Annotated in this window: 10 protein-coding genes and 2 pseudogenes; 9 read left to right on the top strand and 3 right to left on the bottom strand. The window is 72.0% G+C overall.

Annotated elements, in window-relative coordinates:
- Positions 1-391: 391 nt before the first annotated feature.
- The 6 genes from IE145_RS13645 (at position 392) to IE145_RS13620 (ending at position 5,939) form a co-directional block, all read left to right on the top strand.
- Entirely contained in the window at positions 392-721 is a 330-nt protein-coding gene (locus IE145_RS13645) for a deoxyxylulose-5-phosphate synthase (RefSeq protein WP_189521261.1), read from the top strand.
- A gap of 315 nt (positions 722-1,036) precedes the next feature.
- Positions 1,037-2,065 carry an N-acetyl-gamma-glutamyl-phosphate reductase gene (gene argC / locus IE145_RS13640; protein WP_189521259.1) on the top strand — a complete coding sequence of 343 codons (1,029 nt, stop codon included), beginning with the start codon at positions 1,037-1,039 and terminating at the stop codon, positions 2,063-2,065.
- Positions 2,062-3,216: a bifunctional glutamate N-acetyltransferase/amino-acid acetyltransferase ArgJ gene (gene argJ, locus IE145_RS13635; RefSeq protein WP_189521258.1), complete on the top strand. Its 1,155-nt coding sequence runs from the start codon at positions 2,062-2,064 to the stop codon at positions 3,214-3,216. Before argC ends, argJ begins: the two co-directional genes overlap by 4 nt.
- Positions 3,213-4,157 carry an acetylglutamate kinase gene (gene argB, locus IE145_RS13630; protein WP_189521257.1) on the top strand — a complete coding sequence of 315 codons (945 nt, stop codon included), beginning with the start codon at positions 3,213-3,215 and terminating at the stop codon, positions 4,155-4,157. The genes argJ and argB overlap by 4 nt, the downstream gene beginning before the upstream one ends.
- Positions 4,154-5,377, top strand: coding sequence for an acetylornithine transaminase (locus IE145_RS13625; protein WP_189521256.1), 1,224 nt, complete (start codon positions 4,154-4,156; stop codon positions 5,375-5,377). Before argB ends, IE145_RS13625 begins: the two co-directional genes overlap by 4 nt.
- A gap of 25 nt (positions 5,378-5,402) precedes the next feature.
- Complete coding sequence (locus IE145_RS13620) at positions 5,403-5,939, top strand: arginine repressor (protein ID WP_189521255.1); 537 nt, start codon at positions 5,403-5,405, stop codon at positions 5,937-5,939.
- 202 nt (positions 5,940-6,141) lie between these two features.
- Here the strand turns inward: IE145_RS13620 and IE145_RS13615 are convergent.
- Both IE145_RS13615 and IE145_RS13610 read right to left on the bottom strand, forming a co-directional pair.
- Positions 6,142-6,953, bottom strand: a pseudogene (locus tag IE145_RS13615) (IS5 family transposase).
- Between the two features lie 37 nt (positions 6,954-6,990).
- Positions 6,991-7,701: a L,D-transpeptidase family protein gene (locus IE145_RS13610; protein WP_189521254.1), complete on the bottom strand. Its 711-nt coding sequence runs from the start codon at positions 7,699-7,701 to the stop codon at positions 6,991-6,993.
- Positions 7,702-7,989: 288 nt separating this feature from the next.
- On the opposite strand from IE145_RS13610, the gene IE145_RS13605 reads away from it, so the two are divergent.
- The 3 genes from IE145_RS13605 to IE145_RS13595 all read left to right on the top strand — a co-directional run bounded on the left by IE145_RS13605 (position 7,990) and on the right by IE145_RS13595 (position 11,818).
- Positions 7,990-9,183, top strand: coding sequence for an argininosuccinate synthase (locus IE145_RS13605; protein ID WP_189521252.1), 1,194 nt, complete (start codon positions 7,990-7,992; stop codon positions 9,181-9,183).
- Between the two features lie 116 nt (positions 9,184-9,299).
- A complete protein-coding gene (argH, locus tag IE145_RS13600; protein ID WP_189521250.1) occupies positions 9,300-10,727 on the top strand; it encodes an argininosuccinate lyase in 1,428 nt (475 codons plus the stop codon).
- A gap of 119 nt (positions 10,728-10,846) precedes the next feature.
- Positions 10,847-11,818 (top strand): aldo/keto reductase, encoded by a 972-nt coding sequence (locus IE145_RS13595; RefSeq protein WP_069739861.1) that lies wholly within the window; start codon positions 10,847-10,849, stop codon positions 11,816-11,818.
- Between the two features lie 136 nt (positions 11,819-11,954).
- On the opposite strand, the pseudogene helR reads toward IE145_RS13595, so the two are convergent.
- Positions 11,955-14,139, bottom strand: a pseudogene (helR, locus tag IE145_RS13590) (RNA polymerase recycling motor ATPase HelR).
- Between the last annotated feature and the right edge of the window lie 131 nt (positions 14,140-14,270).

Genomic DNA, 14,270 nt, shown 5'->3' with positions numbered 1-14,270 from the left:
GCTTGCCTGCAGCATCATCTGTCTCCGACGGCTTCGGGCGGCATTCTGAAACGATCAGTTAAGGATGGGACCTCACCGCCCGAGCCCGCCCGGTGAGGCGACTGCCAGGACCAGTATCCTGCCGCCCGACGTCCTGCGGGCGAGCCCCACCCCCGTCCCGCCCCGACCCACCGCCCGTTCGCTGCGGTCCAAGCCGGTCCAGCGCGGCCGACTGACTGCCCTCTCGCGGGGGGTGTCCCGGCCCTGCGGTGCGCCACGGAGCGGGGACGAGCACCGGCTCTCCGCGCTCCGGACCCGGGAGCGGACCAACCGGAACGGCGGGCCGTCGCGACGAGCGCGTGGCCCGAGGAAACCGCTGGCCGCGCCCCGCAGCCGTCTCTAGGCTGAGCCGATGAGCCACGGGAAAACGTCGTACGTCTGCCTCTCCTGCCGGGTGTCGTACAAGCAACCCCACGACAGGACGAGGCAGCGGACCTGCCCCAACTGCGCGGGGCCGATGATCCACGCCGGCTCGGCCTTCGCGGCACCACGACGCCGGGACACCGCGGCATGGCGCGCCCTCGCCGTGCTGCTGAACGCGGGCGTGGGCTTCCACAAGAGCTGCTGCGGCGGTCCCGGATACCGGCCCCGGGGGCTGCGTGAGGTGCGCGAGCGGCTGACCTACGCGCGACGCAGTGGCACCCCGGTCGCCGAGGCACTCGTACGGTTCAACGTCCCGTAGAGCCCTCCGCTCGCCGCTTCCCGTCCCCCTGAGGACTGTTACCCGTCCCTCCGGGAGTCGCTCTCCGCTCCCTGAGGATCTGTGCGGCGTGCATGAGTGTGACTCAGTGCTTCAGCCGCATCCCGGGCGGGCGGCTCCGGGGGTGAGCCTCGCCTGCCCTCCTGCGGCCAACAACAACGCTCCGCGAGGCCGGCTCAAGCGCTGAAGCGCCAACTCAGCCGCTCAGTCCCCATGAGGATCCCTGCCGACCCCTCAACATTTTGCATAAAAGTGCGTCGATGCGTATAGTCATGCCATCGATCAGGAGGGTTACCGATGGTGGTACGAGCAGCAGTGGCAGGGGCGAGCGGATACGCCGGCGGGGAGCTGCTCCGTCTGCTGTCGGCGCACCCGGAGGTCGAGATCGGCGCTCTCACCGGGCACTCCAACGCCGGGCAGGCGCTCGGTTCGCTCCAGCCGCATCTGCGGCCCCTGGCCGACCGGGTGCTGGAGCCCACCACCGCCGAGGCGCTCGCCGGGCACGACGTCGTCTTCCTCGCGCTGCCGCACGGGCAGTCCGCCGCCGTCGCCGAGCAGCTCGGGGGCGAGGTCCTCGTCGTCGACATGGGGGCCGACTTCCGGCTGAAGGACGCGGGGGACTGGGAGGCGTTCTACGGGTCCCCGCACGCCGGGACCTGGCCCTACGGGCTGCCCGAGCTGCCGGGCGGGCGGGCCGCGCTCGCCGGGGTGAAGCGGATCGCCGTGCCGGGGTGCTACCCCACCGCCGTCTCGCTCGCCCTCTTCCCCGCGTACGAGGCCGGTATCGCCGAGCCCGAGGCCGTCATCGTGGCCGCGTCCGGCACCTCCGGGGCGGGCAAGGCGGCCAAGCCGCATCTGCTCGGCTCCGAGGTCATGGGCAACATGACCCCGTACGGCGTCGGCGGCGGGCACCGCCACACGCCCGAGATGATCCAGAACCTCAGCGCCGCCGCCGGGCAGCCGGTCACCGTCTCCTTCACGCCCACCCTCGCCCCCATGCCCCGCGGCATCCTCGCCACGTGCAGCGCGAAGGCCAGGCCGGGGGTGAGCGCGGAAAGCCTGCGCGCGGTCTACGGGAAGGCGTTCGCGGACGAGCCGTTCGTCGACCTCCTGCCCGAGGGGCAGTGGCCCGCCACCGCCGCGGTGTACGGCTCCAACGCCGTGCAGATCCAGGTCGCGCACGACCCGGCCGCCGGGCGCCTCGTGGTCGTCTGCGCCATCGACAACCTCGCCAAGGGCACCGCGGGCGGCGCCCTCCAGAGCATGAACATCGCCCTCGGGCTCCCCGAGGACACAGGTCTTTCGACGATCGGAGTCGCACCGTGAGCGTCACGGCAGCACAAGGGTTCTCGGCGGCGGGCATCGCCGCGGGAATCAAGGAGAGCGGCAACCCGGACCTGGCCCTCGTGGTCAACAACGGCCCGCGCCGCGCCGCCGCGGGCGTCTTCACCTCCAACCGTGTCAAGGCCGCCCCCGTCCTCTGGTCGGAGCAGGTCCTCAAGGGCGGCGAGGTCACCGCCGTCGTCCTCAACTCCGGTGGCGCCAACGCCTGTACGGGACCCAAGGGCTTCCAGGACACGCACGCCACCGCCGAGAAGGCCGCCGAGGTGCTGGACGGTCACAGCGCGGGCGAGATCGCCGTCGCCTCCACCGGGCTCATCGGCGTCCTGCTCCCCATGGACAAGCTCCTCCCCGGCATCGAGCAGGCCGCGGCCGCCCTCAGCGAGCACGGCGGCGAGAAGGCCGCCATCGCCATCAAGACCACCGACACCGTCCACAAGACCGCCGTCGCGGGCGGCGAGGGCTGGACCGTCGGCGGCATGGCCAAGGGCGCCGGCATGCTCGCCCCGGGCCTCGCCACGATGCTCGTCGTCCTCACCACCGACGCCGATGTGGAAGCCCCCCGGTTGGACGCCGCACTCCGCGACGCCACCCGGACCACCTTCGACCGGGTCGACTCCGACGGCTGCATGTCCACCAACGACACCGTGCTGCTCCTCGCCTCCGGCGCCAGCGGCGTCACCCCGGAGCAGGACGCGTTCGCCGAGGCCGTCCGGGCCGTCTGCGCCGACCTCGCCCGGCAGCTCATCGGCGACGCCGAGGGCGCCTCCAAGGACATCCGGATCGAGGTGATCAACGCGGCCACCGAGGACGACGCCGTCGAGGTCGGCCGGTCCATCGCCCGCAACAACCTCCTCAAGTGCGCCATCCACGGCGAGGACCCCAACTGGGGCCGCGTCCTCTCCGCCATCGGCACCACGAAGGCCGCCTTCGAGCCGGACCAGCTCAACGTCGCCATCAACGACGTCTGGGTCTGCAAGAACGGGGGAGTGGGCGAGGACCGCGACCTCGTCGACATGCGCTACCGGGAGGTCAAGATCACCGCCGACCTCGCCGCGGGCACCGAGTCCGCCGTCATCTGGGCCAACGACCTCACCGCGGACTACGTCCACGAGAACAGCGCGTACAGCTCATGAGCGCCGCGCGGAAGCACACCGCACTCCCGAAGGCGCAGACCCTCATCGAGGCGCTGCCCTGGCTGACCCGGCACAACGGCAAGACCGTCGTCATCAAGTTCGGCGGCAACGCCATGATCGACGAGGAGCTGAAGGCCGCCTTCGCCCAGGACGTCGTCTTCCTGCGGCACGCCGGCCTCAAGCCCGTCGTCGTGCACGGCGGCGGCCCCCAGATCAGCGCCCAGCTCGACAAACAGGGCCTGGTCAGCGAGTTCAAGGCCGGGCTGCGTGTCACCACCCCCGAGGCGATGGACGTCGTCCGGATGGTGCTCGCCGGCCAGGTCCAGCGTGAGCTCGTCGGCCTCCTCAACCAGCACGGCCCCCTCGCCGTCGGCATGACCGGCGAGGACGCCCACACCATCACCGCCACCCAGCACCGGCCCACCATCGACGGCGAATCCGTCGACATCGGCCGGGTCGGCGAGATCACCGCCATCGACACCGGGGCCATCCAGGCGCTCCTGGACGACGGCCGCATCCCGGTCATCTCCTCCATCGCCCGCTCCGCCGACGACCACCACGTCTACAACGTCAACGCCGACACCGCGGCCGCCGCGCTCGCCGCCGCCCTGAACGCCGAGACGCTGATGGTCCTCACCGACGTCGAGGGGCTGTACGAGGACTGGCCCCACAGCGACGACGTCATCAGCCGGCTCACCGCGAGCGAGCTGGAGAAGCTGCTGCCCGAGCTGTCCAGCGGCATGGTCCCCAAGATGCAGGGCTGCCTCCACGCCGTACGCAACGGCGTCGAGACCGCCCGCGTCATCGACGGGCGCGTCCAGCACTCGATCCTGCTGGAGATCTTCACCGACGAGGGCATCGGCACCATGGTCGTGCCGGACGCCCCCGTCGACGTACACCGGGGCAACGCACACACCGGTCCTGAACTGGGGGAATCATGACAACCGGCACCGGCACCGGCACCGCAACCACGAGCGGACTCGCCGCGCGGTGGCAGGGCGCGCTGATGGACAACTACGGCACCCCCCGCCTGTCGCTCGTCCGCGGCCAGGGCGCCCACGTCTGGGACGAGAACGGCACCCGCTACCTCGACTTCGTCGGCGGCATCGCGGTCAACAGCCTCGGCCACGCCCACCCCGCCGTCGTCGAGGCCGTCTCCACCCAGATCGCCTCCCTCGGCCATGTGTCGAACCTGTTCATCGCCGAGCCGCCGGTCGCCCTCGCGGAGCGGCTGCTCCAGCTCTTCGGCCGCCAGGGCCGGGTCTTCTTCTCCAACTCGGGCGCGGAGGCCAACGAGGCCGCCTTCAAGATCGGGCGGCTCACCGGGCGCCCCCACATGGTCGCGACCGACGGCGGCTTCCACGGCCGGACGATGGGCGCACTCGCACTGACCGGCCAGCCGGCGAAGCAGGAGCCGTTCCGGCCGCTGCCCGGAGATGTCACCCATGTCCCGTACGGGGACGTGGACGCCCTGCGCGCGGCCGTCACCACCGACACCGCGCTGGTCATCATCGAACCCGTCCAGGGCGAGAACGGCGTCGTCGTCCCGCCCAAGGGCTACCTGGAGGCCGCCCGGGAGATCACCCGGGCGACCGGGACGCTGCTCGTCCTCGACGAGGTGCAGACCGGCATCGGGCGCTGCGGCCAGTGGTTCGAGCACCAGGCCCACCAGAGCGTCGAGCCGGACGTCGTCACGCTCGCCAAGGCGCTCGGCGGCGGTCTGCCGATCGGCGCGACGGTCGCCTTCGGCCCGGCGGCCGACCTGCTGAAGCCGGGTCACCACGGCACGACGTTCGGCGGCAACCCGGTCGCCTGCGCCGCCGGACTCGCCGTCCTGGACACCCTTGCGGCCGACGGCACGCTCGACAACGTCAAGCGGCTCGGCGAGAAGATCCGCGACGGCGTGGAGGCACTGGGGCACCCGCTGGTATCCCATGTCCGCGGCAGTGGCCTGCTGCTGGGTATCGTGCTCACCGGACCCCTCGCACCGCAGGTGCAGCAGGCGGCCCAGGGAGCCGGCCTCCTGGTGAACGCGCCCGCCCCCGATGTCGTGCGGCTCATGCCGCCGCTGATCATCGGTGACGCGGAGGTGGACGCGTTCCTGGAGATCCTGCCGAGCGCTCTCGACGCGGCATACGGGGACGGACGATCCGGAGCATGACCCTCCGGAGAATGAGGCGACGACGATGACCGAGGCGCAGGAATCCGAGCACGGCGGGCCGTCCGTGCCGCAGACCCGCACCGCCCGCCACCGCCGGATCGTGGACATCCTGAACCGGCAGCCGGTCCGCTCGCAGAGCCAGCTGGCCAGGCTCCTCGCCGACGACGGGCTGAGCGTCACCCAGGCGACGCTCTCGCGTGACCTGGACGAGCTGGGCGCGGTGAAGATCCGCAACACCGGCGGTGAGCTGATCTACGCGGTGCCCAGCGAAGGCGGATTCCGCACCCCGCAGGCCCCGCTGGGCGGCTCGGCCAAGGAGGAGCGGATGCGCAGGCTCTCGGCCGAACTGCTCATCTCGGCCGAGGCCTCGGCCAACCTGGTGGTGCTCCGTACGCCACCGGGAGCGGCCCAGTTCCTCGCCTCGGCCATCGACCAGGCCGAACTGCACGACATCCTCGGCACGATCGCGGGCGACGACACGCTGATGCTCATCAGCCGCGACCCGAACGGCGGTCAGGCGCTCGCCGACCATCTGCTGAGGCTCGCTCAGAACGACCGCTGAGCTTTTCTCCTAGGTCCTGTCGTCAAACTGCCGTCGTCGCCCGGAGGGCGGCCGCGCGGCGTCCGGTGCGTGCGATCGCAAGGCGCCTGAATGGTCTTGTAGCGGAGCTACCAGGGCATTTGGGCAACGCCGCGAGCGTGCGTGCCGGGCGTCGCGCGGCAGACGGCAGTTTGACGACAGGACCTAGGTAGCGTCTTGTCGATCATTGATCGAGCCAGATGAGGGTGCTGGCGAGGGTGATGGCGGCGAGGTAGCGGTCGGGGCGTTTGTCGTAGCGGGTGGCGATGCCGCGCCATTGTTTGAGGCGGTGGAAGCAGCGTTCGACGACGTTGCGTCGCCGGTAGGTAGCCCGGTCGAATCCGCAGGGCCGTTCCCGGCGCCGTCTGCGGCCGGCGAGCTGGTCGGTGCGTTCGGGGATCGTGGCCTTGATCCCGCGCCGTCGCAGGTAGGCCCGGAAGGCGCGGGCGGAGTAACCCTTGTCGGCGACCACGTGGTCGGGCCGGGTCCGGGGTCGTCCTGCTCCCGGACCGGCCACGCGGATGCGGCCGATGACGGCTTCGGCCTGGGTGCAGTCGTTGCGGTTGCCTCCGGTGACCAGGAAGGCCAGCGGTCTGCCCGCGCCGTCGCAGGCCAGGTGGATCTTGCTGGTCAGCCCGCCGCGGGAGCGTCCCAGCCCGCGCTCTTCGAGCCCCCTTTGGCGGCCGCGTGCTGGTGGGCCCGCACGATCGTGGAGTCGATCGCGACCAGCCAGTCCACCTCCGCCCGGCCCTGAGCGGCGGCCAGCAGGCGGTCGAAGGTGCCGTCGGCCGCCCAGCGGGCGAACCGTCCGTGCACGGTCTGCCAGGGCCCGAACCGGTCGGGCAGGTCCCTCCAGGGCAGACCGGTACGGAACTTGAACACGATGCCCTCAAGCACCTGGCGGTGATCCCGCCACCGGCCACGAGCCCGACCCGCAGGCGGCAACAACGGCCCCATCACCGCCCAGGCAGCATCAGAAATCTCCCCATCCCTCACGACCAGACCAACGATCCGATGATCGGAAAGACACTGCCTAGTAGCGCGTGATCGCGGTCGGGCCCGAGGCGGTCCCGACCGCGATGTGCGGTTCGCGCTCGGGGTCCGCCCACGCCAGGATCTCCGCCATGGCGTCGGCGGGCACGGACACACAACCCGCCGTCGCCCCACGCCCGTTCACATGCAGGAAGATCCCCGCGCCCCGGCCCAGCACCGGCTGCTCGTAGTTGAAGCCGATCACCAGCGCCCGCGCGTACTGCGTGCCGTAGGAGATCAGGTGCTCGGCCTCCGCCGCCCGGCAGTGCGAGGGCCGCGGTTCCACCCAGCGGTTGTACGCCACCGACTCGTTGTCCTGGCACCACCAGGAGTCCTCGTTCACCTTCCGGTACGGATACGTCGTCCCCGCCGGGGCGTCCTCGATGCCGAAGGCGTACGGCAGCTCGTACAGCCCGGTCGGTGTGGTGCTGGTGCCCTGTTCCCGGGTCGCCCCCTCGGCCAGCCCGTTCGCCCCGAACCGCGCGGGCGCGGACCCCGCTTCCGCCCACCGGCCCCCGCGCCGCTCCCACCAGGTGACCGTTCCGGTGGTCGAGCCGGTGTCGGGGGCCTCGGCCGTGATCAGCTGCGAACCACCGCCCGTGTCCGCCAGCCGGTCCGGCAGGGGCGGTACGTCGGAGGCGCCGGCGGGCGCGGCCCCGAGGGAGCCGGCCAGGGCGAGGAGTACGGCGGCGGTCACCAGTGGTCTGCGCATGCTCCGGACCGTACGGCGGCCGGGGGCGGCGCCCCACCGCACGTACTCCGTACGGCCCAGCGGACCGCCCCCGGCGTACCGCCCCTGCCGGACCGGGCCGCGTACCCGGGCGGGACGTCACCGGTACCCCGGGCCGGGCGCCTCTGGCCCCAGGGGTCTTCCGGACCGGAAGCGTCGATATTTTCCCGCCGGACGGTCAAGAGCACTCCTCTGACTTGCCGCTTTGACAAACAATACGGAGGACCGCATAGTTATACCCATCAGTGATTGCACCGTAAGGAGAAACCCGTGACCGAGCGCGTCGTACTCGCCTACTCGGGCGGCCTGGACACCTCCGTCGCCATCGGCTGGATCGCCGAGGAGACGGGCGCCGAGGTCATCGCCGTTGCCGTGGACGTCGGCCAGGGCGGCGAGGACCTGGACGTCATCCGCAAGCGCGCGCTCGCCTGCGGTGCCGTCGAAGCCGAGGTCGCGGACGCCAAGGACGAGTTCGCCGAGGAGTACTGCCTCCCGGCGATCAAGGCCAACGCCCTCTACATGGACCGCTACCCGCTGGTCTCGGCCCTCTCCCGGCCGACCATCGTCAAGCACCTCGTCGCCGCCGCCCGCAAGCACAACGCCGGGATCGTCGCCCACGGCTGCACCGGCAAGGGCAACGACCAGGTCCGGTTCGAGGCCGGCATCTCCGCGCTCGGCCCCGACCTCAAGTGCATCGCCCCGGTCCGGGACTACGCGATGACCCGGGACAAGGCGATCGCCTTCTGCGAGGAGAAGAACCTCCCGATCGCGACCACCAAGAAGTCCCCGTACTCCATCGACCAGAACGTCTTCGGGCGGGCCGTCGAGACGGGCTTCCTGGAGGACATCTGGAACGCGCCGATCGAGGACATCTACGAGTACACCTCCAACCCCGCCACCCAGCGCGAGGCCGACGAGGTCGTCATCTCCTTCAAGGAGGGCGTGCCCGTAGCCATCGACGGCCGTCCCGTCACCGTCCTCCAGGCGATCCAGCAGCTCAACGAGCGGGCCGGCGCCCAGGGCATCGGCCGGATCGACATGGTCGAGGACCGGCTCGTGGGCATCAAGTCCCGTGAGGTGTACGAGGCGCCCGGCGCGATCGCGCTGATCACCGCCCACCAGGAGCTGGAGAACGTCACCGTCGAGCGCGAGCTGGCCCGCTACAAGCGGCAGGTCGAGCAGCGCTGGGGCGAGATGGTCTACGACGGCCTGTGGTTCTCCCCGCTGAAGCGGGCCCTGGACGGCTTCATCAACGAGGCCAACCAGCACGTCACCGGTGACATCCGGATGACCCTGCATGGCGGCCGGGCCGTCGTCACCGGCCGGAAGTCCGAGGAGTCGCTGTACGACTTCAACCTCGCCACCTACGACTCGGGCGACACCTTCGACCAGTCCAAGGCGCAGGGCTTCATCGAGATCTTCGGCCTCTCCTCGAAGATCGCGGCCAAGCGCGACCTCGCCTGACCCCTTCTCGTTGTACAGCCGCCTCCCCGTCGTCACGCGGCGGGGAGGCGGCCGCATATCCGCACCCTGCCTTCGCTTATGTCTTTGCCTGGGCCTTCGTAACTGAGGAGCACGCAGTGAGCAGCAACAACGGTGACGTCCGGCTCTGGGGCGCGCGTTTCGCCGACGGACCGGCCGAGGCGCTGGCCAAGCTGTCCGCCTCCGTCCACTTCGACTGGCGGCTCGCCCCGTACGACATCGCCGGCTCCCGTGCCCACGCCCGGGTCCTGAACCAGGCGGGCCTGCTCACCGAGGACGAGCTGACCCGGATGCTCGCCGGGCTCGACCAGCTCGAAGCCGACGTCGCCGACGGCTCCTTCACCGGCACCATCGCCGACGAGGACGTCCACACCGCCCTGGAGCGCGGACTCCTGGAGCGACTCGGCCCCGACCTCGGCGGCAAGCTCCGGGCCGGCCGGTCCCGGAACGACCAGATCGCCACGCTCTTCCGGATGTACCTGCGCGACCACGCCCGGACCATCGGCGGCCTCATCGCCGACCTCCAGAGCGCGCTGGTCGGTCTCGCCGAGGCCAACGCGGACGTCGCCATGCCGGGCCGGACCCACCTCCAGCACGCCCAGCCCGTCCTCTTCGCCCACCACGTGCTCGCCCACGTCCAGTCCCTGTCCCGGGACGCCGAACGGCTGCGCCAGTGGGACGAGCGCACCGCCGTCTCCCCGTACGGCTCCGGGGCGCTCGCCGGATCCTCGCTCGGGCTCGACCCGCAGGCGGTCGCCGCCGACCTCGGCTTCGAGCACGGTTCGGTCGCCAACTCCATCGACGGCACCGCCTCGCGGGACTTCGTCGCCGAGTTCGCCTTCATCACCGCGATGATCGGCGTCAACCTCTCCCGGATCGCGGAGGAGGTCATCATCTGGAACACGAAGGAGTTCTCCTTCGTCACCCTCCACGACGCCTTCTCCACCGGCTCCTCGATCATGCCGCAGAAGAAGAACCCGGACATCGCGGAGCTGGCCCGGGGCAAGTCCGGCCGCCTCATCGGCAATCTGACCGGCCTCCTCGCCACGCTCAAGGCCCTCCCGCTCGCGTACAACCGGGACCTCCAGGAGGACAAGGAGCCCGTCTTCGACTCCTGCGACCAGCTGGAAGTCCTGCTGCCCGCCTTCACCGGCATGATGGCCACCCTCACCGTCAACCGCGAGCGCATGGAGGAGCTGGCCCCGGCGGGCTTCTCGCTCGCGACCGACATCGCGGAGTGGCTGGTCAAGCAGGGCGTCCCCTTCCGGGTGGCGCACGAGGTGGCCGGCGCCTGCGTCAAGGAGTGCGAGCAGCACGGCATCGAACTGGACCAGCTCACCGACGAGCAGTTCGCCACGATCTCCGAGCACCTCACCCCCGAGGTCCGCACGGTCCTCAACGTGCGGGGCGCCCTCGCCTCCCGCGACGGCCGGGGCGGCACCGCACCCTCCGCCGTCGCCGTACAGCTCGCCGAGGTGAAGGAGGACCTGGCCGCCCAGCACGCCTGGGCGACCGCCCGCCAGTAGAGCGGAGCGTGGTCCGGCCGGCGCAGGTGGTGGCGGTGTCGTAAGAGGTCCACGAAGGGTGTCGCGAGCTACGTTCACCGGGGTAGGAGTAACCGAAACCCGACCCCGAGGAGCCCGCGATGCCCTTCGCCGCCCTGGCCGCCGCGACGACCCCGACCGCCCACATCGGACTCGGCCTGGCCGCCGTCGGGAGGCCCGGCTACATCAACCTCCACCGGGACCGCGACCTGCCCGCCGACCGCGACCCCGACGCCCTGCGCGCCCGCACCCACGAACTCCTGGACGCCGCCTACGCGCAGGGGGTGCGGTACGTCGACACCGCCCGCTCCTACGGCCGTGCCGAGGAGTTCCTCGCCGAGTGGCTGGACGCGCGGCCCTCGTTCACCGACCTCGTCGTCGGCTCCAAATGGGGCTACACCTACACCGCCGACTGGAGCGTCGAGGCCGAGGAGCACGAGGTCAAGGACCACAGCCTCGCCACCTTCGAGCGCCAGTACGCCGAGACCCGCGACCTCCTCGGCGACCGGCTCAGCCTCTACCAGGTCCACTCCGTCACCCCGGACAGCCCGGCGCTCACCGACAAGGAGCTGCTGGACCGGCTCGCCGCCCTGGCCGCCGACGGCGTCACCGTCGGCCTCTCCACCAGCGGGCCCGCCCAGGCCGACGCGATCCGGGCCGCCCTCGCCGTCACGGTCGACGGCGAACCCCTCTTCCGCACCGTCCAGGCCACCTACAACGCCCTGGAGACCTCGGCCGCCCCCGCGCTCGCCGAGGCCCACGACGCCGGGCTCACCGTGATCGTCAAGGAGGGCATGGCGAACGGGCGGCTCGCCGGGGACGAGGCCCCGGCCGTGTTCCAGGAGATCGCCGCCGACGCGGGCGTGGGCGGCGACGCGGTCGCCCTCGCGCTCGTCCTGCACCAGCCCTGGGCGGGCGTCGTGCTCTCCGGCGCCGCCACGGTCGGCCAGCTCTCCGGCAATCTGCACGCCGCCGTCGTCGACCTGGACGACGAGCAGCGGGCGAGCCTCGACGCCCTGGTCGAGGAGCCGGAGGCGTACTGGCGGCACCGCGCCGGACTGCCCTGGCACTGACGCCGGACCGGCCGGGCGGCCTGCCCCGCCACCCCGCCCACCCGGCCGGGCGGCCGCAGGAAGCCCACCCGGCCGGGCGGCCGCAGGAAGCCCACCCGGCCGGGCGGCCTCAGGAAGCCCACCCGGCCGGGCGGCCTCAGGATCGGTTCAGGATCACGAGTTCCCGGGTCGCCCGGGTCATCGCCACATACCGGTCGACGGCTCCCCGGAGGCCATCGCCGAACGTCTCCGGTCCGACGAGCACGACCAGGTCGAACTCCAGACCCTTCGACAGCTCCGGGGGCAGCGACCGCACCCGGGCCGTCGCCCGGAAATCCGGGGCCCCGATGACACAGGCGGTTCCGTCCTCGTGCGCGGCGAGCCACTCGCCCACGACCGTGTCCAGGTCCTCGGCGCGGCCGTGGGCGACCGGGATACCGCTGCCACGGACGGAGACCGGCACATTGGCGTCCGGGAGGGCGGCCCGGATCACCGGCGCCGCCTCCGCCATGATCTCCTCCGGCGTGCGGTAGTTGACGGTCAGCGAGGCCAGGGCGATCCGGTCGAGACCGACCCGCTCAAGCCGCTCCCGCCAGGTCTCGGGGAACCCGTTCCGGGCCTGTGCACGGTCCCCGACGACGGTGAAGCTGCGGGACGGGCAGCGCCGGATCAGCATCTGCCACTGGGCGTCGGTCAGTTCCTGGGCCTCGTCCACGACGATGTGCGCGAACGGTCCGGCCAGCACATCCGGTTCCACCCCGCTCGGCCGGTCGGCGGTGGCCAGGGACTCCCGCAGGTCATCCCCGCGCAGCATCACCAGCGCACCCTCGCCGTCCGCGTCCGCGTCGGCCAGTGTCTCGTCGGCGAGCAGACTCTCCACGACCCGGTCCATCCGCTCCCGCTCGGCGGCGGCCGCCGCCTCGTGGCGGCGCCGGCGCCTCGTGGCGGCGCCGGCGCCGGGACGCCTCCGGATCGCCGAGCCGCTGCCGTGCCGCGTCCAGGATCGGCAGGTCGGACTCCGTCCAGGCCCGCGCGTCCGCCCGCCGCAGCCGCCGGACCTCGTCGGCGGTCAGCCAGGGGGCGCACGTGCGCAGATACGCGGGTACGGACCAGAGGTCGCCGACCAGGTCGGCTGCTTCGATCAGCGGCCAGGCGCGGTCGAAGCGGGCGAACAGCTCCCGGTTCTGCCGCAGTGAGGCGCGCAGTCCCTCCGCCGGGGCGTCGCCGTCGTGCTTGTCCACCAGGATCGTGAGCAGCTCCTCCCAGACCTGGTCGCGCGCCTCGTTGTGCGGCGTGCCCGGATCCGATGCCCTGAACGCCGAGGCCCAGTCGGCGGCACTCAGCCAGATGTCCGACCAGTGCGTCTCCACCCGTACGCCCTCGGCGGGCGGCTCCTCGTAGAACCGGACGGCCGGCTCGACCGCCTTCACCAGCTCCGCCGACGCCTTCAGCCGTGCCACCTCGGGATCGGTCTCGGGCACCGCCGCCGCCCCCTCGGCGACGAGGTCCCGCAGGGTGCACGTCCGGACCCCCTCCTCCCCGAGGCTCGGCAGGACATCGGCGACGTACCCGAGGTAGGGCTCGTTGGGCCCGACGAACAGCACCCCGCCGCGACGGTGGCCGAGGCGCGGGTCGGCGTACAGCAGATACGCGGAGCGGTGCAGGGCGACGACGGTCTTCCCCGTGCCGGGCCCGCCGTCGACGACGAGCGCGCCCCGGGAACCCGCCCGGATGACGGCGTCCTGGTCGGCCTGGATGGTGCCCAGCACATCGCGCATCCGGGCCGACCGGGTGGAGCCCAGAGTGGCGATGAACGCGGACCGGTCGTCCAGCGCGGCATGCCCGGCCAGCCCCTCCGGGGCGAACACCTCGTCCCAGTAGTCGCCGACCCGGCCGCCGGTCCACCGGTAGCGGCGGCGGCTCACCAGGCCCATCGGGTCGCCGTGGGTGGCTCCGAAGAACGGCTCGGCGGCGGGGGAGCGCCAGTCGACCAGCAGCCGGCGGCCCGTGCTGTCGGTGAGGCCGAGCCGTCCCACGTACAGCGGGCCGGAGCCGTCGGCGGGGACCATGCGCCCGAGGCACAGGTCGAGGCCGAACCGGGACAGGGTGCGCAGCCGGGCGGTCAGCCGGTGGATCTCCACGTCCCGGTCCATCGCGGCCCGGCTCGCCCCGCCGGGCGCGCGGCGCTCGGCCGCGAGCCGTTCGGTCAGCTCGGCGACCGACTGTTCCAGGCAGTGGGCGATGGCCGCGAAGTGCTGCTCGTCGTCGGCGATCAGCACCGGATCGGCCTTGGGGGAGAGCCGGTCGGGGAGGTCGAACGCGCTGGTGGTCAGAGGTGTCACGTCGTCAGTTCCGATCTGCGGTACTTACGGGGACGGCGCCCCCGTCCCGGCTACGGCGGACGATTCTGCGGCATTTGGGGGGCCTTGCGGCAAGACCCCCCATGCGCTATAAGTTGAGAGTGGCCAGGAGA

Source organism: Streptomyces sindenensis, from assembly GCF_014649035.1.
Taxonomy (GTDB): Bacteria; Actinomycetota; Actinomycetes; order Streptomycetales; family Streptomycetaceae; genus Streptomyces; species Streptomyces sindenensis.
This window is presented reverse-complemented; position numbering and strand designations above follow the sequence as displayed.

What these genes read in the sequence shown, in the direction of transcription:
- IE145_RS13625 (WP_189521256.1), top strand. Translation starts at nt 4,154, where the DNA reads ATGACAACCGGCACCGGCACCGGCACCGCAACCACGAGCGGACTCGCC.
- IE145_RS13610 (WP_189521254.1), bottom strand. Translation starts at nt 7,701, where the DNA reads ATGCGCAGACCACTGGTGACCGCCGCCGTACTCCTCGCCCTGGCCGGC.
- IE145_RS13595 (WP_069739861.1), top strand. Translation starts at nt 10,847, where the DNA reads ATGCCCTTCGCCGCCCTGGCCGCCGCGACGACCCCGACCGCCCACATC.
- IE145_RS13645 (WP_189521261.1), top strand. Translation starts at nt 392, where the DNA reads ATGAGCCACGGGAAAACGTCGTACGTCTGCCTCTCCTGCCGGGTGTCG.
- argC (WP_189521259.1), top strand. Translation starts at nt 1,037, where the DNA reads ATGGTGGTACGAGCAGCAGTGGCAGGGGCGAGCGGATACGCCGGCGGG.
- IE145_RS13620 (WP_189521255.1), top strand. Translation starts at nt 5,403, where the DNA reads ATGACCGAGGCGCAGGAATCCGAGCACGGCGGGCCGTCCGTGCCGCAG.
- argB (WP_189521257.1), top strand. Translation starts at nt 3,213, where the DNA reads ATGAGCGCCGCGCGGAAGCACACCGCACTCCCGAAGGCGCAGACCCTC.